A 21,298-nucleotide genomic window follows, 5' to 3' on the forward strand; every position below is an offset into this window, starting at 1 on the left:
TCAGCCTCTTATTTGTTGATTCACTTCAGTTACTTGGAGCAAAACGATTGTTTATTCACCCTAGTTTTATCTATTTTTTTCTCCAGGTTCTGATGCGATAATTTGTAAATCACCTTCTAGATGCCATTTTTTGATATCTGAAGTTAAGATAAAGTGTTGGCCTTTTTTTATCTCCATTTTTTGTTTTTGATCATTAAGAGAAATATAACCAAATCCATCTAACACGCTTACTAAGGTATAAGGAGCACTTGCTTTAAGATTTAGTATCCCTGACACTTCCCAGTTATAAACATTAAAATAGTCTGACTCGATGTAAGTAATGACGCTTGATTCACCTTGTCCAATTTCTTTAATTCCTAATTTAGGATCAATGTGAGGAACATTCGTCACATCTAATGATTGTTGAATGTGTAACTCACGAGGATTACCAGCATCATCTAAACGGTCATAATCATAAACACGATATGTTGTGTCACTACTTTGTTGTGTTTCTAAAATCATGATGCCTTTACCAATCGCATGAATCGTACCACTTGGAACAAAATAAAATTCACCTTTTTTAACTGGAACTTTTCTTAATAAGTGATCCCAATCCCCACTTTCAATCATCTCAGCCAATTCTTCTTTAGATTTAGCATGATGTCCATAAATGATTTCAGATCCAGGATCAGCACTAATAATATACCAACATTCCGTTTTTCCTAACTCACCTTCATGCTCTTTTCCATATAAGTCATCTGGATGAACTTGAACCGATAAATCATCTGCTGCATCTAAAATTTTAGTTAATAAAGGAAAAACTTCTTCTTTTGAATTACCAAAAAGTTCTGGTTGTTTTTTCCAAAGTTCATCTAATTTTTCACCTTTAAATGGTCCGTTTTCAACGGTACAAACACCATGAGGATGCGCACTAATTGCCCAACATTCCCCTACTTTATCACTCTCTAATGGGTATTCAAAATCTGTTTTTAACTTTGTGCCACCCCAAATTTTTTCTTGAAGCACTGGTTGTAAAAATAATGGTTCTAACATGTACAATCTCTCCCTATATTAACTTTTTTTCGGCTAAATAAATCGCCACTAATTCGTCTCTTATTTCAAGATATTCTTTTTTTTTATCTACTGGATGAATCCGATTTGATAAAAAAATAAAAGCTCCTTGCATTTTTAAATCCATAATAATAAAAGTTCCTGTATATCCTGTGTGGTACAAGAGAAATCTTTCTTCATAGGAAATGATATCCCATCCTAAAGATCTTCCTCTTTCACAGTTCTTGGTATAATCATTTAATAGCAAATCAATACTTTCTGGTTTAAGAAACATTTTATTTTTGTGTTGCCCTTTTCTTAGCATCATTTCAACAAAAGTAATCGTATCAGAAAGAGTGCTAAATAGTCCTGCGCTTCCGCAATTTTCACCTAAAACAAATGCTTTAGGATCATGAACTTCACCTTGAACTAATCCTCGATCACTTCGATTTTCAGTCGGTGCTGCTTTTCTTTTTTGAATATTCTTAAAACCGCTATTTAGCATGTCTAAGGGAATTATCACTTCGTTCATAAATACGTCTTGAACCGATTTAGCATACATTTTCTCAATTAAAAAACCTAAAAGAATCGTTCCAGTATCCGTATACTTAACCACTTTCCCTCTTGAGTTATCAGATTTCAACATTAAAATAGCTGCTTTCAACTCTTCTTTACTTAACTCATTTCGATTAGGGATAAAGGGATTAATTCCAGAAGTATGTGTTAACAGTTCTTCAATAGTTACCTTTTTATCTAAAAATTCAGGTAAGTAAAGATTAAGAGGCTCGTTAATTTTTATTTTTTGGGCTTCTATTAATTTTAAAATCACCGTATTGGTACAAATTACTTTGGTTAATGAGGCCATATCATACAAGGTATCTTCTTCTAATTCTACTAGTTTTGGATAAGTTTGTTTCCAACCAACTTGAGCTAAATCAAGTTGATTCCCTTCAATAAAGGCATAAGAAATTCCAGATATTTGTTTGTCGTCTACTATTTTTTGCATAAAAACTTTTGTTTTTTGATACATAAGTTAATTACTCCTATTTTTAATCACGCCTATATTCTACCATAATTCTTTAACGAAAATAAAAATAGAGACAAAGTTCCTTAATTTGGACACTTTTATCTCTATTTTTTTCATCTATTACTGACATTTACATGCAATAAACCATAACTGTATGCCGTTAGGATCATTTACACCAATAATTTTTTTACCTTTATTAAAATAAAATTCTATTTCTAATTTTTCTAAATGTTCTTTTAGTAAAACTAGACTTTCAAAAGTTGGTAAATTAAATGTAATATGATCCACTCCAAGATCAGCTTCTTTTACTAAAGGTGTTTGAATGGCTGGTGTCCATTCGTTCAAAGCGATTTGATGATGGTAATCATTAACAGTTAAAAAATGAGTATTAGCAAAATCGTCGTCCTTAATAGAAAAACCTAATGCACTCACGTAAAACTCACAACTTTGATCTAAATCTAAGATTGACAGATGAACATGTCCTACTTTTGTTTCAGTTGGGATCATTTCATAAGTTCCTTCAACACCACATAAAAATTTTTGCATATTTAACTCTTTGGTAACACCATTAATTTTACCATCTAAAAGAGGCCACTTTTCTTTGGGTTTATCCCAACTAAATTCTAAACGGTTACCTTCTGGATCATTAATGTAAATAGATTCAGAATAACCATGATCACTTTGGCCTTCAATTGGATAGTTCATTAACATCATGTGTTTCATAAATAGTGCGAGATCTTCTCTTGTTGGAAGCACAAAAGCCATATGATATAAACCAGTACGAGTATTGGAGTCTTCCTTTCCATCTGGTGTTGCTATCAAGCCAATTAATTTTTTTCGCTTACTGCCAATTCCCATAATCGCCATGTCGTTTTCTTCACTGATAGCGCTCATACCTATTACACGTTGATAAAAATTAATCATCTTTTCCAAATCTTTAACTTTTAATGCAATAGACGACAAGTTAGTTTTTGGGTCTAACGAAAAGCTTCCCATACAATAAATTCCTCCTAGTATATTATCAATCTTTTTCACTAATAAATTGCTCGATTATCATTGTACCACTATTATATGAAATTTGACTAATAATATAGCTACTTATTCTAAAATCAATGCTTTTTCAGCTGATTTCCAGTTAAATTGAAACATTTCCGCTAAATTGACTATTGTAAAGATCCGCATATAACCCTTGATTTCCCATTAATTTATCATGATTTCCCGTTTCAACGATTGAGCCTTTTTCCATCACAATAATATTATCCGCATCTCTAATTGTTGATAACCTATGTGCAACAACGAAACTAGTTCTATTTTTGAGTAATTCATCCATTCCATGTTGGATTAAAATTTCAGTTCTTGTATCTACACTGGAAGTTGCCTCATCTAATATTAAAACTTCTGGGTTGGCTAAAAATGCTCTGGCAATCGTTACTAACTGACGTTGCCCTTGTGAAATATTTGATGCTTCTTCATTCAGAATTGTTTGGTAGCCTTCTGGTAATCTTCTAATAAAATCATCTGCTTTTGCAGCTCTTGCCGCTTCGTAAACATCTTCTTCGGTAGCTAATCCATTGCCATATTTAATATTATCAAAAATCGTTCCCGTGAATAGCCAAGTATCTTGTAATACCATAGAAAAATCAGCTCGTAATTCTTCACGCTGCAGATTTCTAATATCTTGATTACGGTATATAATATGCCCTTTACTTACATCATAGAAGCGTTCTAATAAATTAATAAGGGTTGTTTTACCTGCTCCAGTAGGACCTACAATGGCTATTTTTTGTCCTTTTTCAACTTTTAAATTAAAATCATTCATCAAGATGTTATCTTCTGAATAGCCAAAGGAAACATTTTCAAAAATAACTTCAGAACTTGTTTCTAAATTAATTGGTACATCAACTTTTTCATTCGTCATTTCTATTTCATCCATCACTTCAAAAATTCGCTCAGCAGAAGCTATCGTTGCTTGGATTGTATTAATTAAATTAGCCATTTGTCCTAATGGTTGAGCGAATTGATTGGTATATTGCATAAATGCTTGTACATTACCAATCGTAATTTGTCCATTAGCTACTTGAATTCCCCCGATAACAGCCACAAAAACGTAACTAATATTCTTAATGAAGTTCATTAATGGCATGATCATCGCTGAAATAAATTGTGCCTTCCAGCCTGAGTTAAACAATTCTCTGTTCTGTTCTTCAAATTCTTTAATATTTTCATTTTCACGATTAAAACTTTTAACAACAGCATGGGCCCCATAAGTTTCTTCGATTTGATTATTTAAGAGTCCTAAAGTTTTTTGTTGTTTAGAAAAATATCGTTGTGATTTAGGAGCTATCAACATCGTTACAATCAAACTCAAAGGTACCGTAATTAACGCAACTAGTGTTAATTTCCAACTAATCGTTAGCATCATAAAAAGAACACCAAAGAACATAATAACACTTGTTACTAATTGAGTTAAACTCTGTTGCAATGTTCCAGAAATGTTATCCATATCATTGATCGCACGAGACATGATATCCCCATTACTATGAGTATCATAATATGAAATAGGAACACGTCCCATTTTTTCTTTTAACTCTTGTCTTAACTGATACACCATATTTTGAGAAATCCGAGTCATAACAAATTGTTGAATAAAACTAAAGATTGCTGAAGCTAGGTACATACCTAAAACAATAAAAATAATCGTGGCAATCTTATCAAAATCAATCGGAATACTTTCAACTTTTATGCCTTGTTTTAATTGCTCTTTAGCAACCATCAATCCTTTAAATATTTCTGTTGTTGCTTCACCTAACATTTTAGGTGTTCTAATTTGGAATATGGTTGAAGTGATTGCTAATATGATAACAAAGAGAACTAGGTAAATTCTTTTTGAAAGATAGCCCATCAACCTCTTAGTTGTCTTCCAGAAATTTTTAGCTTTATCTGGTTTGCCTTTCATGTTGTTGTGTTTTCCTGGTCCTCCACTCATGCAATTTCCTCCTGTCTCAGTTGAGACGTTAATATCTCTTGATAGGTTTCGTTTGTCTCTTTTAATTCTTGATGACTTCCTTTACCTACCATGACCCCTTCATCAAGTACAAGAATCGTGTCGGCTTCAACTACAGTGCTGATTCTTTGCGCAACAATCACAACTATTGCTTCTGTGACAGATTCTTTCAAGGCTTTTCTTAATAAAGCATCTGTTTTAAAATCTAGAGCTGAAAAAGAATCATCAAATATATAAATATCTGCTGGTTTGATTAATGCACGCGCAATACATAATCTTTGCCTTTGTCCACCTGAAAAATTGCTTCCTCCTTGTTCCACCACACTTTCTAATCCATCAGTTAATTCAAGTACAAAATCTTTAGCTTGGGCAATTTCTAGAGCTTTCCATATGTCTTCCTCTGATGCACTTGGATTTCCATACAACATATTAGAACGAATAGTTCCTGTGAATAAGACTGCCTTTTGAGGAACAAACCCGATGCGTTGTCTCAAATCAACTTGATCTACTTCTTTAACATCTCGATGATTAACTTTCAAACTACCCTTAGTAACATCATAAAATCTTGGTATCATATTAATCAACGTTGTTTTACCTGAACCAGTTCCACCAATAATAGCCAAAGTTTCGCCAGATTCTACCTTAAAATCAACCTGATCAATCGCTGGATTTTCAGCACCTGGGTAACTAAAATTAACATTTTCAAAGGATAAGTTTTTATTGCCAGTTAAAACTTTTGGGTTTTTACTATTTTCAATGTCATTTTTCAAATCAAGAACTTCATTAATTCGAACTGCTGAAGCTTGCGCACTAGGTACAAAAATAAAAATCATCGTCATCATCATGAAACTCATTAAAATCTGCATAGCATATGTCATAAACGCCATCATTGTTCCAACTTCTAAAGTACCATCTGCTACATTATGACCGCCAAACCAAACAATTGAAACATTGGTAATACTAATAATCAACGTAACCACTGGTAATAATAAGCTCATTAATGTATTAACTCTTATAGCTGTTTGGGTATAATCTTTATTCGCCTCATCAAATCTTTTTTCTTCAAAGGGCGTTTGATTAAATGCTCTAATCACCCTAACTCCTGTCAACCCTTCTCTAAAAACCAAATTAAGTTTATCTGTCTTCTGTTGTAAACTTTTAAAAAGAGGGACTGCAAAATACATGATTCCACCTACAATAATTAGTAGCGTTGGCATAATGTAAAGAAATATTTTTGTTAGTTGAGGATCTCTAGAATAAGCTAAGATACTTGCTCCAATCAACGTAATAGGGGCATTTATCATTAATCTTAAAAACATTTGACTCACCATTTGGATTTGATTGACATCCGTTGTTGTTCTTGTTATTAATGAAGCTGTACCTATTTTTTCAAATTCAGAATGCGACGCAAATTCTACTTTTTCATAAATTTCTGAACGTAATCTTTTTCCTAACTTTTGTGCTTCTCGACTGGCTATAAGCGTATTAAAAACTGAAGCCACAATCCCAATAAGAGATATTCCAATCATAATTAATCCAACATGCATGATATAAGAAGTATCTCCTTTAGTTACTCCTTTATCAATAATATCGGAAGTTAATGTCGGTAAATACAAATCACTGGTAATCTGGATAACCATAAAGATAATGGCTCCAATAAATGCGCTAAGTGACATTTTTTTTATTATTCGGATCATCTGATCACTCCATTTCTATTATTTAGCTACACCATTCCGCAGCCAATCAATTTTTAAATTAAAATCTTCTATTAGCTGATTTAGATTAAACGTTGTATCACATTTTTTTATCCGATATCCTTCATTAATGGTATTGGAAATCATAGTACACAATTGTCTAAACAACATTTTAAATTCTCGTTCAGAACTAATTGTTAACAAATCATGATTTACCCTATTATAAATACGTTCAAAAGCTTCTTTCGAATCTTTTCTATGGTTTTCAATATGACTTTTACGTGCTTTTATTTCTTCATCGCTAAGTTCATTCATCAATGCCTTACTGGAATTATGATAAGTCATGTGCAAAAAAATATTTTTGAAAAATAAAGTCTCCTCACCTTCAAAAACTTCTTTAACAAAATAACTGAAAAATTTCTTAAAAGCTTCCAAAAGGTCTCCTTCTTCTGCTTCTAAACACTTAAATAAATAATCTTCTGGTTTTTTTCTTACTGTATCAAATAAATAATAAAATAAATCTTCTTTCCCAGAAAAATATTGATAAAAACTACCTCTAGGAATATCGGCTTCCTTAATAATTTTAGCAATTGAGGCTTCATGAATAGGAACAGACATGAATTCATTTTTTGCAGCCTGAATGATTTTTTCTTGCTTTTCTTTATCTAATCTAAAAAAAGTTGTCGTTGGCATATTATCTCTTCTCCTTTATGACACCTTGTCATTATATATGACAAGGTGTCATAAGTCAAAAAAATATCCTTTTTAGTCTAACTCATTTATACTAACAGGTGATATTGGAAACTTAAGGAGTAGATAAAATGAATGAAAATATATATGATATTACTATTATTGGCGGTGGACCAACTGGCCTTTTCGCTGGTTTTTATGCCGGAATGCGCCAAGCAAAAACAAAAATAATCGAAGTTCTCCCCGGTTTAGGCGGACAACTTTCTTTACTGTATCCAGAAAAATTAATTTATGATGTTGCCGGATTTCCTAATGTAAAAGCGCAAGATTTGATTAATTCCTTAATTAAACAAATTGAACCCTTTAATCACACTATTTGTCTTGAAGAAGAAGTCCTCTCTTTCAGCAAAGAAAATAATTTATTTGAGATCAAAACAAACAAAGAAACTCATTACTCAAAGACTATTATAATTGCTGCGGGTAATGGCTCTTTTCAGCCTAGACGGTTAAATTTAGAGGGAAATGACACATTTGAAAATAAACAACTCCATTATCATATCAAAGACATGTCTGCTTTTTCTGATAAAAACGTAACAATCTGTGGGGGGGGGGATTCTGCTGTTGATTGGGCATTAATGCTTGAAGATATCGCAACATCAGTGACACTCATCCACCGCCGCCCAACCTTTAGAGCTCATGAACACAGCGTAAATAAATTATTCAATTCTACAATTAATATAAAAACTCCCTATGTTATTACTTCTTTAAACGAGTCAAATGATAAATTATCTTCTGTTACGATTAATAACCCTAAAGAAGACATTAATGAAGAGATTCCACTAGATGATTTAATTGTTAATTACGGATTTTCTTCTTCACTTGGTCCAATAAAAAAATGGCCACTTGACTTTAAAGGGACTTCTATTTTGACCAAATCTAATACCGAAACATCAATACCTGGTATTTTTGCCATTGGTGATATTACAACTTATGAAGGTAAAGTAAAACTGATAGCCACAGGATTTGGTGAAGCACCTACTGCTATAAATAATGCTATTCATTATATTAATCCTAAAGAACGACTTCAACCAATGCATAGTACTAGTCTGTATGAATGATAAATTAACCTTGTTCTCATTCATTTAATTTTGTATAATTATTAGCATGACACATTAAGAAGGTGAATAAATGATTGTAAAAAAAGAAACACTTAAAGAAAGTGCTAATAGCCTATTATTAGAACGTGGTGTAACTCTAGAGGATATGGGTGAATTAGTTTACTTCTTACAAAAAGATTATGTAAAGGATTTAACTATGGCGATTTGTAAAGAAAACGTCGAAGCTGTTCTTGAAAAACGAGAAGTCCAAAATGCGATCGTAACTGGTATTCAATTAGATATCTTAGCTGAAAAAAATCAATTATTAGAACCTCTACAAGAAATTGTTTCAACAGATGAAAGTTTATACGGAATTGACGAAATCATGGCGTTGTCGATTGTTAACGTCTATGGCTCTATTGGATTTACTAATTACGGTTACATTGATAAAGTGAAACCAGGTGTGTTAGCCAAACTTAATTCTCATGAGGGCGGCCAGGTTCATACTTTTTTAGATGACTTAGTTGGAGCAATTGCTGCAGCTGCTGCTAGTCGTATTGCTCATTCTGTACCTCAATAATAAATATAAAAAGAGACCCAAACAATACCAGCAATGGCATTATTTAGTTCTCTTCTTTTTTTGTATTAATTATTTTTTTCAGTTGTTTTTTCCCTATAAAAATTACGATTAAAATAAACATAATAAATAAAATGAAAAACAAGATGAAACAATGCATAAAATAATCTTGTGGTAGAGCTAAGATGACTGGATCTGTCATAGGATTAAATACCCATGCATCGTTATTAAAAAAAACTTCATGAAATTTCACAAAAAATGTGTCAAATCCAACAGCCATAAAGAAAACCAACATGATTAGACCAGTTAAGATATATGTAAAAGGTTTAATTAATTGCCAAAACATCCCCCTTTTTAGTAAGTTTTTTAAATAAATCACACTTGGTACTATTGTTATAATAAGTACACCATAGTTTATTTGGAATAATCGTTTCACTTCATAGAAATGAAACGCTCCCGTCTCTGAAACTGGAAAATCAGACATTTTTAATGGATTAACCCAAAATAAATTTAAATAATGCATTAACTGGTCATAATTAACGAGTAGTTGATGTTTTGATAAATCAATATAATCTAAAATTTCTAGCCGATTAATATCCATTACATATAACCATCTAGCATTAATTGTTAAGGCTATAGCTAAAGTTAATAAAAATAAAACGAGACTCACAAAACTAACATATTTTTTTATTTGTTCCATTTGTTAAAATACCCACTCATCTAGAGAATTAATCACAAATGTTGGTTGTACACTTAACGCGTTAACTGCTGATTTAGGCGTGAATCCAGTCAGTACAAGTAATGAATCTATCTCATTATCAATCCCTGCTCTGATATCTGTTTCATAATTATCCCCTACCATGATCACTTCATCTTTGGTTAATTTCAATTTTTCAAGCGCTTTATTCATAATAATCGCTTCAGGTTTCCCAATGATGACAGCTTTTTGTTTAGTCGCTATTTCAAGCATTCCGATTAAACTTCCCGCACCTGGCAAAAGTCCACGCTCTGTTGGGATATTCTTATCTGGATTAGTACCGATAAAATGAGCACCTTTTTGAATGGCCAGTGTGGCTACTACTATTTTTTCATAGGTTAGTTTAGTATCTAAACCAACAACAACATAATCAGGATTTTCAGCTGTTAATTCAAAACCGGCATCTTTAATACCTTCTTTTAATCCTGACTCTCCTATAACATAAACTTTTTTTCCTAATTTTTTTTCAAGCATATAATCAGCTGTTGCCAAAGTCGCTGTATATATCTCGTTACTTGTCACATGAATATCAAATTGATTAGCTAATTTTTCTTGAACTGCTTTAGGTGTTTTCGTTGTATTATTAGTGACAAATAAAAAAGGAAGTTGTTTTTTTTGTAACCTTTCAACAAAATTTTTACCTGCCAAAATCGGTTTTTCACCTAGGTAAATTGTCCCATCCAGGTCAATTAAGTAACCTTTATAATTCTTCATTTTGATACCCTCACTCTGCTGATGTTTCTTTTTTTCTAATAGTAAATTGATGCTTATTTGATTTTTGACTTGTTGGCGTTTCTGGTTTTCTTTTCTTATCTTGATTTGTTGTATTTTTACCTTTAAATTTTGGTTTTCTTTTATTTTGATTTTGATTGAATTTCTTTTCATCAGTATGTGCTTTGGACTTAGATTTGTTAGTATTGTTGTTATTGCGTTTTTGATTATTCACAGTCCGTCCGCGACGCTTAAACTCACCCGTCTGTTGGATAACAAAATAAGCACAGCCAAAATTACAATACTCGTATATATAATCTTCTAAAGTACTGATTTTAGCATCCATTGGAGCTCCTTTAAAGTCATCCAAAAAGAAGCCTTTTAAACGAAGTTGATCATAGCCCCAGTCACCAACAATATAATCATATTTTTCTAAGACATCATTATAGCGCTTTATCACTGCTTCATAGTTAAATCCTTCGCGATAATTTTTAACTAACTTATAGGTTCCTTCACCTAGTGAAAAGCTCTCTGGAGAAAAATTGGCTAACATTTCTTGTAAGACTTCATCAACTTCTTCTATTTCTTCAGTAACTTCATTTTTTATTTCTTCAGTCATTATTTCTACACCTCTAGTTTTAACTAAATTTATTGGTTACATGTTTCCCGACAACTTTTCTTAAAAAATCAGGACTTAATATTTGAATCTCTCCCGCTATTTCCATTGTAGGGAAAAAGGGTAAGAATGACAGATGATCTACTGTAACAAGCTCATATGGCACATCATCTAAAATGGGTTCATTACACCACTTAACTTCTTTGGTTTTTTTGCAAAAGCTAAGACCATCATAACATATTTCACCGAAATATTTCCCCCTAAATTTCATTCCAACAATTTTATAATGTTGTAAATAGTCCCGTAGTCGTTCAATTTCATATACTAATCGCTTCACGTCTCGTCCTGTTAGTTTAATTTTTATTAAGTTCATCGGATGAGGATAACAATCATGTAAATCTTTTTTTGTCACTTTCCCTTGATTCAAATCAGTTAGGATAGTACCTGTATTTAAAATAGCTACTTCTTTTCCTGAATATTCTTTCATTGCTTCAAGAGTAAACACCATAAGGCTTGTCCTTCTTTCTAATTTTTGTGGTAGATTACCTACATACTGTTTAGTTAATAGCTGTTCACCTAATGATTGATAATGATTAATTTCATCTAGGTCTTCTAACTCCTCTGGTAATTCTTCAACAAGGATTGTTTTTGCTTGTTTTGAGATCAAACGATGATCAGAGCAAACAAGTTCAACCTCTCCTATATGCTGACCAAATTTTCCAGCAGCAGCAAGCAAGGTATCACGATACATTAGTCCATTTTCAAATAGATGGTGAGTATGAGACTCTAATATAACATCAATTTCCGGAAATTTTTCGACTATTTTTTTATCATCTGGCAAACCTAAATGTGATAAAACAACTATTATATCTACTTGTCCCTTTAACTCAGGTAACCATTTTTTTAGCGTTTCAATCGGATCAACTGCAGTCCATCCAAATGGTTCATAGGTTAGATTAATGGGTGATGTCAAGCCAATAATACCAATTTTAGTACCCTTTTCAGTTTCTTTAATATCATACGCATCAGCCCATTCAGGAATATTACCAGTTTTATTGTCTAAAATATTTCCTAAGAGAACCGAAAAGTGAGCATCTTTGTACAAAGCATTTAAGTGTTCTTTACTATTAGTAATTCCTTCATTATTTCCAATAGTCGCATAATCATAAGGGACTTGATTCATTATACCAATATTGGCAATACCTTCTGTTACATCTGTTAACGGATGGAAGCGATCCATAAAATCACCTAGATCAACTAAAATACTTTCTTCTTTTCTCATTTTATAGACTGATTGTTTTTCGTTCATATATCGCCTTATTCTAGGCCAATTTTCAAAATGAGAATGTAAATCGTTAGTATGTAGGATATTAATTATTTCGTTCATATAAGTCATTTACCTTTCGCGACACTTTACTTTATAATATTACCATATCTTCATAAAATCGGATATGATATACCATAGAAGGACGTGATAATATGTATCTAGAATTTGGTACTATTAAGTTATGGTTACGCGCAGATGATGAGGGCATCACTCACATTGACTTTATTGAGGCTCCTTTACAGGACGCGAAATTAACCAAAATGGCTAGCCAACATTTAACCCTAGCCAAAGAAGAATTAACAGCTTTTTTCAATGGAACTATTGTTTCATTTACTGTTCCTCTCCATATTACTGAAGGAACAGTTTTTCAAAGAAAAGTCTGGCAAGCCTTACAAACCATTCCATATGGTGAGATCAGAAATTATCAAGAAATAGCTATTTTAGCAGATTCTCCAAAGGCACAAAGAGCTGTTGGTCAGGCAAATAGAAAGAACCCTATCCCAATTATTATTCCTTGCCACAGGGTAATTGGTAAAAACGGAAAACTTGTCGGATATTCAGGAAATAGCCCTGAAGGAATTGCTATTAAAAATCAGCTCCTATCTTTAGAAAGATCAACACATAAATAAAGAAAGAACCTAACAATCTACAATATCTGATTGTTAGGTTCTTTCTTTAAATTGATTTGTTGTATTAAACATTATGCTGTATAAGCTGATTTCATATCTTTAAAGAAGCTCTTTGGCATATGTAAGCCATCAGAAATAAATCCTTCAAAACCACCAAACTCTTTTTCCATAATATCAAAAGAATGTTCTAAATAACGGCTATCAACATTCATCATTACAAGAACTTCCTGTAATTGTTGATCAGTCAATCCTTGTTTTTTCAATTGATCCACTATTTTTTGATTGGCATCTTTTCTCAGGTCGTTAGTTAATAAATAGTCTTTATAAATTAACTCTTTAGAAACACCAAGACTTCCTAAAATTAAAGCGGCTGCTAAACCTGTGCGGTCTTTTCCAGCGAAACAATGAAATAAAATAGAATTATCAGGTTTTTCAATAATCATCTCTAAAAACTGTTGATACCCTTTTTGAGCTCCATCCGTTAAGATTAATTGACTATATAAATCAATCATCCCTTGATGAGCAGACGCTGATCCAGCCAGCAAGTCTTCAAAGCTCGCTCCCTGACCTTTCACATCTTTTAAAATATCAATATTAACATAATCAACACCCAGTATGTTATCATCTGGACGCTCCGAAGTCTCTTTTTGACCTCTTAAATCAACGATTGTACGCAACTTGTAATCATTTAACAATCGACTAACTGCACTTTCCTCTACATCTACTACCTCACCACTTCTTAAAAAGAATCCTGGTTTAACTTTGGTACCTTCAGTTGTTGGCACATTACCTATATCTCTAAAATTAACTAATGAATTCATTTTGTTTTCTCTCCTGTTCACCAAAGTATAATTTTACTTATTATAGCATAGCATGTGTAAAGAAAAAATGATAGCTGTTCTAACTCTCAACAGCTACCACTAATCTTTAACTTTACTTAAATAAATAAAGTTTTATGAACCTCTAGTTTTTTAATCAAACGTCGACTTAACAGACAGGCAATAATAGTTACTACCAGTATCAGAATCAATGGTATCACAATACTTGGAACAACACTTTGACTAATACCTGAGACAAAACCAAAAATTGTAATCAATAGACTAAACATTCCTTTTGTCCAATAAGGTAAACTCAAAATGATCCCGACAACTAGTACGCTAATGATTGCTAAGATAATGAATATTTTTTTTTGTTTCATAGAGTACGTTATAATTACAGCTAAGTTTGTTAATTGTAAAACACAGAACATAACTAAAGCTGTAAATAAGATGGTCAGAATAGCTCGAATAATAATTTGATTAGACAATCCATCAATATAAACATTTTTAATATTATCATCAGGTTTAATGAATGAAAAGAATGGTACTTTTAAAACAAGTAAATTATGAAGCTCAATTAATGAAGCTGAAACTAAACTTACAATCATTTGAACAATCATCATCCGACTTAAAATTGTTTCTCTTGAGAAAGAATGGTAACTATAAAATGTAATGTTAGATGAGAAACTTACCCAAAGACTAATCACAAGATAAATTGTTAAAAAGTAACTAATCCCATCAAAAGAGAAATTTTTGGTTGTATAATTTTCAATCACAGTTGCCATCGCCAGAAATAATACGTATATTGCCATGAATAAACTGAGTATTTTCATTTGTTGGAATAACTGAGTTCGAATAAGTGCTTTTTTATTCATAATTATTCCCCTTCCTTCTTACCATAAACATCTTTAGTTAACTGAATAAATAACTCTTGTAAGTTTAATGGTTTTAATTCCAATTGCTCATTATGTTGTAGTTCATTTTCTTCAAGTTGAACGTAAGCTTTAATCACACCTTGACGATACTCTTGTCCCAAGATAGTTTTTTGTTGTAAAAATTCTCTTACATCTCTTTCATCGCCTTTAACAGAGTAAGCTTTACTGACTAAATCTTTAACATTGTCATCAATTAAAACTTGACCATCTTCAAGAATAACCACTCGCTCAATTATCTCCTCTATTTCATCAATCGCATGAGTTGACAAGATAATCGTTTTTGGATAACGGTCATAGCTTTTTAATAAATCTTGATATAATGCATGTCTATGGTAAGCATCTAATGTAAATGCTGGTTCATCTAATAATAAATAGTCTACATCATTGCTTAATGCTAAACATGTTCTAAATAAAGTTTTTTTCTTTAAAGGTAATTTTCTAAAGATTTCATTTTCGTTTAAATGATACTTTTCTAACAAATTCAGACATTCATCTATTTGAAAATTCGGATAAAATTGTCCCATCCATTTAACGATTTGCTTTAATTTAGCTCTTCTTGGATAAATATCATCATGTGTCTGAAAATAAATATTCTTTAATACCGCGGGATGATCTTCAATATCCATATCATCAATTTCAATATAGCCCTCTGTTGGAAACCTTAAGCGGGCAATTAAACGCATCAAAGTTGTTTTTCCTGAATCATTTTGTCCTAATAAACCATAGATTTTTTTTTCTTGAAAAATTAAATCAATGTCATTAAGAACTAGAAGATTATCTGCTGTCTTAGACATCCCTCTAACTTCTATTGTCATAATTATTTATTCCTTTCCTATAAAGCATTCTCATAATAAGAACTTACCTTATCATGATATTATACAAATATTACATCTACATATCAAACGAGTAACAAAAAAAGTCAAAAAGAAAACAATTACTCGTGTTCTCTTAAAAAATGAGAACAAAGAACTATTTTAGCTCATTTGCTCTCATTTGTCATTATTTATTGACTAGATGTCACTTGCTCCTCAACGTACTCGACCTTAACTCCTTTAGCCAATGTTTTTAAAGAAAGGATATTCTTATCTGTCAGTTTCTTTTGACCAAACATCGTAATCGAGAAGATAACATCTCCTGTACGTGCTTTGTACATCAGAGTTTTCTTATCTTTTGAAAATTGTAAAGCTTCTTCCATAAATCCAGAGTACTGTACCGCTTCCTCAGTATCCCATTTAACATCCTCTAATTCATATCCAATAATGTCACCATAAATTTTCTGTTGGTTATCAGAGGCATTTATTTGAACTATCGTTGTAGGATCATCCTTTGATTTAAAAGTTCCCCACATTTCACTTTGTGTAAATTTTCCATCAGACATTTTATCATAAGGTGCATTATTAAAACTAAATTTTGATTTCCCTACTAAAATATTATTAATGATGTCACTTCTTTTTTTCCCATCATCTTTAATAACCATTCCCCTTGGCTCACTATTTTTAACCATCGTTTTAGTTTCTTCTTTATTACCACAACTAACTAGTAGTAACATAGGAAGAGCCAGTAAAATCCACGTTTTTTTCATATCATCACCTATTATTTTTAAGTCTTTTTTCTAGTATACTATAAACTCACACAAAATAAAGAGCTTTCACCATTTTTTAGGACTCCAAAGATTCCCATCAAGTTCGCTTTTGGCTTGTTCAATCCGTTTATATTGTTCCTTCATTATTTTATTTAATTCTTGATAGTACGCTCTCTCTTCATAAGTTCTAGCCGTTTCTGATAATTGTTTTATTTGAGCTAAAACCCATACTTCTTCAGACATTATTCTTCCCTCATTTCACGAACTACATGGATTAAATCGTCTAATTCATCACGGTTTTCTTCAATCGTGGCTAGAATAGCTGAAAGTTCATCTCTAGAATTATTATTGTACATAACTAGTTTTTCTATGAACCAATCTTCTTTTGCTTTAAAACGATCATCATTAACTTTTGTTAAATATTGTTGGTACTTTATCAATAATTCTTTTTTCTCTACTTCTACTAAATATGGAAATAAGGAAATCGAGAAAATGGGTAAATAAGTCATCTTGCATTTTTTGGCAAAAGCTTCAAAAGGTCTAAACAATTCCGATAACGTGTAGCCTTCTTTTTTTCCAGATGCAAACGAATCTTCTGAAACACCCATACTCACTACTAATCCAAATTCCTTGCCTTGTAACATAGTAGCGTTACTTGTATCTTGAAAGACTTCATCCATCCATCTCTTTAAGATATATGGTGCACTATACCAATACATCGGAAATTGAAATATTATTCGATCATAGTCTTTTAACCTATCCTGCTCTTTTTTGATTTCTATTATTCTATCTGCTAATACATAGTTCGTCACATTATCTAAATTTTGAGTGCTCTCCATTAAAAATTGCTGCACTGACGAGTTATTGATATCTGGATGAGCTATGATTACTAATGTTTTAGTCACTACTATCACTCCATTCCGTCATATCATACCAATAAATTTTAAATAAATAAAAATTATTGCTTATCTTATTTTCAAATTTAAATAACATTATTCGACCAAAAAAAATCATTTGTCATACTTAATTTTATTTCGTTCAGCGAACAAAACAATTAAAGTATGACAAATGATTCTATTAACTTTTTTTACTGAATAGAAGCATCAAAAATTGATTCAATACTTTCTTTTAACGCAAAATCAAATTCCATATCAGTTTCTTGATAAGCAAGTCCCTCTTCTAATGCTCTTGAAAAACTGGCAATCATGCCGTGATTTTCACTTAATTTCTTATCTGCTTCTGCTTTTCTATAACCACCAGATGAGGCTACGACACGAACAACATTAGGATGATTTAAGAATTCTTCATAAAAATCCGGTACATTTGGTAAGCTTAACTCTAATATTACTTTTTCATCTTTAGTCAATTGATTTAAATGACTTAAAAGTTCTTCCTTTAAAAGAACTTCGGCTTGTTCTTTTTCTGGACTATGAATATCAACTTCTGGCTCAATAATCGGCAGTAAATTATTGTCTAAAGCTTTCTTCGCTAATTCAAATTGTTGAGCCACAATTTCTTTAATCCCAATTTTATTAGCACTTAAAATAATTGAGCGCGATTTGGTACCAAATATCTGATGCTCTTTTGCAAGAGTAAATAAACTTTCCAAATCAGGGATTTCTTTCATAAGTTGGACACCATTCATCACAGGATCTTGACCTTGATCGATCTTTAAGAAAGGAATAATCCCTTTTTTCTCCCATAAAAATTCACAAGTATTCATTTTATTAATTGTTCTTTTCACCGTATCTTTAAATAAAATAGTCGCAATAATATGTTCAGAATCAAAATCTGAACTTGCCATAATTCTGTATCTCATATCGTGAATTAGATCAAACATTTCTTCGTCTGTACGATACGTTTCATCAGGAATACCATACGCTCTCAATGCTCCGGGTGTTCGACGAGCACTCTCATCTAGAGCTGCTATAAATCCAGGATTTTCTTGCATAATTTTTAATTTTTTTTCATCTAACATAATTATCAATACTCCCTTACTCTATTTCTATGCTCATTATAATACAAAACAGGCTTTTTTTTAAGTGAAAATCAAAACTAATGACAAAGATTTAATTATTTACTTAGTAAGTTAATAGTATACATCCAACTTTATCAAATAATTTTATTACAACTCACATTATTTAAAACAAGTTATTTTCCTTTTATTTATAAGCATTATGGTTGCTATATTGAGAATATAAAAGAGAACCATCACTCACTAATTCCTTTTTAATTCTACTATCCAATTAATACATTTTCTTGTGGGTAACTAAAATTATGCCCTTGTGATTTCATTTCTTTTCTAAGTAAGGAAAAGATGACTGTGTAGAGGCCTACACGACCAATGAACATTAATGACATGATTAAAAACTTACCAAATACAGTTAGATTTGGTGTTAATCCCATAGTCAGCCCTACTGTTGCAAAGGCTGAAACCACTTCAAATAATACGTATTCAATTCCTGATTGATAAGGAATTGTTTCTGTCATAGCTAAAATAAGAGCACTTACAAAACAGATAACACTTGAGAAAAAAACAAACATAAACGATTTTAAAACCGTTTTAAGAGGAATCGTTCGACCGAATCCTTCTGCACTATTTCTTCCTTTAAGTAAACTAAATAATTGAACACTTAAGACACCAATTGTTGTCGTTTTTACGCCACCGGCTGTTGAGCCAGACGTTCCACCAATAAACATTAGTACTATCGTCAACAAAAGACCCGCATAACTCATACTTCCATAGTCCAATGAAGCAAAACCGGCTGTTCTTGGAGTAACACTCAGAAAGAAACTATTCGCAAATTGATTGAAACCACTCATTTTACTCTCCACGTCGGTTACAAAAAAGATAATTGTACCAAAAACAACTAAAAAGGAAGAAACACTTAAGGCAATTTTTGTATGAAGCGACAATTTATGTTCCTTTTTATAATGGATTAAGTCATACCAAACAATAAAACCAAAACCACCAGCTAAAATAAGGCAAGAAATCACAATTAGAACAAACCCATTTGATTTATACCCCATCAAACTGTCTCCAAATAAATCAAAACCAGCATTACAAAAGGCAGATACCGAGTGAAACACACTAAAGAATACCCCTTTTCTTAATCCATACTCAGGTATAAACTGGGTTCCTAATAAAACGGCACCAATTAATTGAACACTCATTGAAAATTTAACAACAAATATCAATAATTTAACGACTCCACCATGACTGTCTAAGTTAAGCATATCCTTGATTAAAAGCCTTGATTGAAAAGACAGCCTACGTTTAAACATAACCGCCACCATCAGTGCAACCGACATAAATCCTAACCCGCCTAATTCAATTAAAACCATCATAATAGTATGACCTATCGGGTTCAATACTTCTGAGATGTTGATTGGCGTCAATCCTGTCACACAAACAGCTGATGTGGCGACAAATAAAGCATCAACATACCCTAATGTTTGACCATCTTGATGCGTAAATGGTAACCATAAAAGAACAGATCCTGCCAATATAATTAGTAAGAACATTAACGTTATAAATTGAACATTACTTATTTTTATTTTTTTAATATTTTTAATTTCTTTCATCTATCTACCCTCAATTTTTTTGTGTATATCTGACTTATTTTACCTTGCTTTACAAAAGAGTTCAACCATAGATTTTTTAGATAAAAATATAATAAAAAAGACTCACAAACAAAAAATATTGTTTGTAAATCTTTTAATTCGTTACTATGCTTCTAAAGCATTTTCTGCTAATAATAAACAACCTATGATCCCTGCATTATCTTCAAGCAAGCAAGGAACAATATAATCCTCTAATTTTGGAGTTGCAACATAACCATTCATCAGTTTTTTAAATTCTTTATAGATCAGTGGGAATAGTTGCTTCTGCTTCATTACTCCACCACCAAAAATGATTTTTTCAGGTGAAATAGTTAATGTGTAGTTAACTAAAGCTTGAGCCAAATAATAAGCTTCAATCTCCCAAGCTTTATGATTTTCTGGTAAATCTTGCGCTGGCATGTTAAAACGTTTTCCAATAGCAGGTCCTGCCGCTAAACCTTCTAAACAATCTTTATGGAAAGGACAGGTTCCTTCATACGTATCTTCTTCATGTCTTTTTATGAGTAAATGACCAGCTTCAGGATGTCCATAGCCATGAATCACTTTACCATCTACTACGATTCCTGCACCAATACCTGTTCCAACTGTAATATACATACAACTAGACTTACCAACTGCGGCACCTTTTTTCATTTCCCCATATGCAGCTGCATTAACATCTGTTGTCCAACCAAAAGGAATATTGTAACGCTGTTTCATATTATTTAAAAATGGATAATTTTGCCAACCAATCTTAGGTGTTGATGTAATAAACCCGTATGTTTCTGATAAAGGGTTCACATCGATTGGCCCAAACGAACCAATACCAATCGCATTTGGTTGATGTTTATCAAAAAATTCAAAAACTTCTTTCATCGTCTCTTCTGGTGTAGTTGTTGGAATACTTACACGCTCTAATATTGTTAAATTTTCATCACTGATTGCACAAACAAATTTTGTTCCACCAGCTTCAATTGCTCCATATATCATCTCTACCGCTCCCCATTTGCTTAAAATTTCCATTTCAGTTTATCACAGACACTTCCTTTAGACTATACTAACCTATAATATTGACATAAAGAGCCATAAAAAATGGATAATCAGCGTGAATAAAAAATTGTTTTGCTCCAAGCAACTGGAGGAAATGAAAAATAATTCGGGCTTTTTGAATTAATTTTTATTTTTGAAGTTGTCATAGGAGT

22 protein-coding genes are annotated in these 21,298 nt (G+C 31.9%); 3 read left to right on the forward strand and 19 right to left on the reverse strand.

Annotation, left to right across the window (positions count from 1 at the left end):
• Positions 1 to 66: 66 nt before the first annotated feature.
• From manA to FM121_RS13985, 6 genes are all read right to left on the reverse strand, one after another.
• Positions 67 to 1,032, reverse strand: coding sequence for a mannose-6-phosphate isomerase, class I (manA, locus tag FM121_RS13960; RefSeq protein ID WP_086952806.1), 966 nt, complete (start codon positions 1,030 to 1,032; stop codon positions 67 to 69).
• A gap of 13 nt (positions 1,033 to 1,045) precedes the next feature.
• Positions 1,046 to 2,059 (reverse strand): serine hydrolase domain-containing protein, encoded by a 1,014-nt coding sequence (locus FM121_RS13965; RefSeq protein WP_086952807.1) that lies wholly within the window; start codon positions 2,057 to 2,059, stop codon positions 1,046 to 1,048.
• 117 nt (positions 2,060 to 2,176) lie between these two features.
• Entirely contained in the window at positions 2,177 to 3,052 is an 876-nt protein-coding gene (locus FM121_RS13970; RefSeq protein WP_086952808.1) for a VOC family protein, read from the reverse strand.
• A gap of 139 nt (positions 3,053 to 3,191) precedes the next feature.
• Positions 3,192 to 5,042 carry an ABC transporter ATP-binding protein gene (locus tag FM121_RS13975; protein ID WP_086952809.1) on the reverse strand — a complete coding sequence of 617 codons (1,851 nt, stop codon included), beginning with the start codon at positions 5,040 to 5,042 and terminating at the stop codon, positions 3,192 to 3,194.
• Positions 5,039 to 6,757: an ABC transporter ATP-binding protein gene (locus FM121_RS13980; protein ID WP_086952810.1), complete on the reverse strand. Its 1,719-nt coding sequence runs from the start codon at positions 6,755 to 6,757 to the stop codon at positions 5,039 to 5,041. Before FM121_RS13980 ends, FM121_RS13975 begins: the two co-directional genes overlap by 4 nt.
• Before the next feature lie 18 nt (positions 6,758 to 6,775).
• Complete coding sequence (locus FM121_RS13985) at positions 6,776 to 7,447, reverse strand: TetR/AcrR family transcriptional regulator (protein WP_086952811.1); 672 nt, start codon at positions 7,445 to 7,447, stop codon at positions 6,776 to 6,778.
• Between the two features lie 128 nt (positions 7,448 to 7,575).
• On the opposite strand from FM121_RS13985, the gene FM121_RS13990 reads away from it, so the two are divergent.
• Together FM121_RS13990 and FM121_RS13995 are read left to right on the forward strand one after the other, a co-directional pair.
• Positions 7,576 to 8,562, forward strand: a complete 987-nt coding sequence (locus FM121_RS13990) for an NAD(P)/FAD-dependent oxidoreductase (protein ID WP_086952812.1) — start codon at positions 7,576 to 7,578, stop codon at positions 8,560 to 8,562.
• A 70-nt stretch (positions 8,563 to 8,632) separates the two neighbouring features.
• Positions 8,633 to 9,121, forward strand: coding sequence for a phosphatidylglycerophosphatase A family protein (locus FM121_RS13995; protein WP_086952813.1), 489 nt, complete (start codon positions 8,633 to 8,635; stop codon positions 9,119 to 9,121).
• 43 nt (positions 9,122 to 9,164) lie between these two features.
• Here the strand turns inward: FM121_RS13995 and FM121_RS14000 are convergent, their stop codons facing one another.
• From FM121_RS14000 to FM121_RS14015, 4 genes are read right to left on the reverse strand one after another with little or no spacing between them, the layout of a single operon-like run.
• Positions 9,165 to 9,818 carry a TIGR01906 family membrane protein gene (locus FM121_RS14000; RefSeq protein ID WP_086952814.1) on the reverse strand — a complete coding sequence of 218 codons (654 nt, stop codon included), beginning with the start codon at positions 9,816 to 9,818 and terminating at the stop codon, positions 9,165 to 9,167.
• 3 nt (positions 9,819 to 9,821) lie between these two features.
• On the reverse strand, positions 9,822 to 10,589 hold the full coding sequence (locus FM121_RS14005) for a TIGR01457 family HAD-type hydrolase (RefSeq protein ID WP_086952815.1): 768 nt from the start codon (positions 10,587 to 10,589) through the stop codon (positions 9,822 to 9,824).
• A 10-nt stretch (positions 10,590 to 10,599) separates the two neighbouring features.
• Entirely contained in the window at positions 10,600 to 11,205 is a 606-nt protein-coding gene (locus tag FM121_RS14010) for a YutD family protein (RefSeq protein WP_086952816.1), read from the reverse strand.
• A 19-nt stretch (positions 11,206 to 11,224) separates the two neighbouring features.
• Positions 11,225 to 12,589, reverse strand: a complete 1,365-nt coding sequence (locus FM121_RS14015) for a bifunctional metallophosphatase/5'-nucleotidase (RefSeq protein WP_086952817.1) — start codon at positions 12,587 to 12,589, stop codon at positions 11,225 to 11,227.
• A gap of 92 nt (positions 12,590 to 12,681) precedes the next feature.
• Between FM121_RS14015 and FM121_RS14020 the strand changes: the two genes are divergently transcribed.
• Positions 12,682 to 13,158, forward strand: a complete 477-nt coding sequence (locus FM121_RS14020) for a methylated-DNA--[protein]-cysteine S-methyltransferase (RefSeq protein WP_086952818.1) — start codon at positions 12,682 to 12,684, stop codon at positions 13,156 to 13,158.
• Positions 13,159 to 13,229: 71 nt separating this feature from the next.
• Here the strand turns inward: FM121_RS14020 and FM121_RS14025 are convergent, their stop codons facing one another.
• The 9 genes from FM121_RS14025 to FM121_RS14060 form a co-directional block, all read right to left on the reverse strand.
• Positions 13,230 to 13,979 carry a tyrosine-protein phosphatase gene (locus FM121_RS14025; protein ID WP_086952819.1) on the reverse strand — a complete coding sequence of 250 codons (750 nt, stop codon included), beginning with the start codon at positions 13,977 to 13,979 and terminating at the stop codon, positions 13,230 to 13,232.
• Between the two features lie 116 nt (positions 13,980 to 14,095).
• Complete coding sequence (locus tag FM121_RS14030; RefSeq protein ID WP_086952820.1) at positions 14,096 to 14,851, reverse strand: hypothetical protein; 756 nt, start codon at positions 14,849 to 14,851, stop codon at positions 14,096 to 14,098.
• Between the two features lie 2 nt (positions 14,852 to 14,853).
• Positions 14,854 to 15,726, reverse strand: coding sequence for an ATP-binding cassette domain-containing protein (locus FM121_RS14035; RefSeq protein ID WP_086952821.1), 873 nt, complete (start codon positions 15,724 to 15,726; stop codon positions 14,854 to 14,856).
• A gap of 188 nt (positions 15,727 to 15,914) precedes the next feature.
• The gene (locus tag FM121_RS14040) at positions 15,915 to 16,493 is read right to left on the reverse strand and encodes a hypothetical protein (protein ID WP_086952822.1); all 579 of its coding nucleotides are present in this window, start codon (positions 16,491 to 16,493) and stop codon (positions 15,915 to 15,917) included.
• 66 nt (positions 16,494 to 16,559) lie between these two features.
• Complete coding sequence (locus FM121_RS14540; protein WP_179203892.1) at positions 16,560 to 16,736, reverse strand: hypothetical protein; 177 nt, start codon at positions 16,734 to 16,736, stop codon at positions 16,560 to 16,562.
• Entirely contained in the window at positions 16,736 to 17,398 is a 663-nt protein-coding gene (locus FM121_RS14045; protein WP_179203893.1) for an NAD(P)H-dependent oxidoreductase, read from the reverse strand. The genes FM121_RS14540 and FM121_RS14045 overlap by 1 nt, the downstream gene beginning before the upstream one ends.
• Before the next feature lie 182 nt (positions 17,399 to 17,580).
• On the reverse strand, positions 17,581 to 18,471 hold the full coding sequence (locus FM121_RS14050; protein ID WP_086952824.1) for a fructose bisphosphate aldolase: 891 nt from the start codon (positions 18,469 to 18,471) through the stop codon (positions 17,581 to 17,583).
• Between the two features lie 260 nt (positions 18,472 to 18,731).
• The gene (locus tag FM121_RS14055) at positions 18,732 to 20,078 is read right to left on the reverse strand and encodes a TrkH family potassium uptake protein (protein ID WP_086952825.1); all 1,347 of its coding nucleotides are present in this window, start codon (positions 20,076 to 20,078) and stop codon (positions 18,732 to 18,734) included.
• 144 nt (positions 20,079 to 20,222) lie between these two features.
• Positions 20,223 to 21,086, reverse strand: coding sequence for an ROK family protein (locus FM121_RS14060; RefSeq protein WP_086952826.1), 864 nt, complete (start codon positions 21,084 to 21,086; stop codon positions 20,223 to 20,225).
• Positions 21,087 to 21,298: the final 212 nt, after the last annotated feature.

Source organism: Vagococcus fluvialis bH819 (assembly GCF_900163795.1).
GTDB classification, from domain to species: Bacteria; Bacillota; Bacilli; order Lactobacillales; family Vagococcaceae; genus Vagococcus; species Vagococcus fluvialis_A.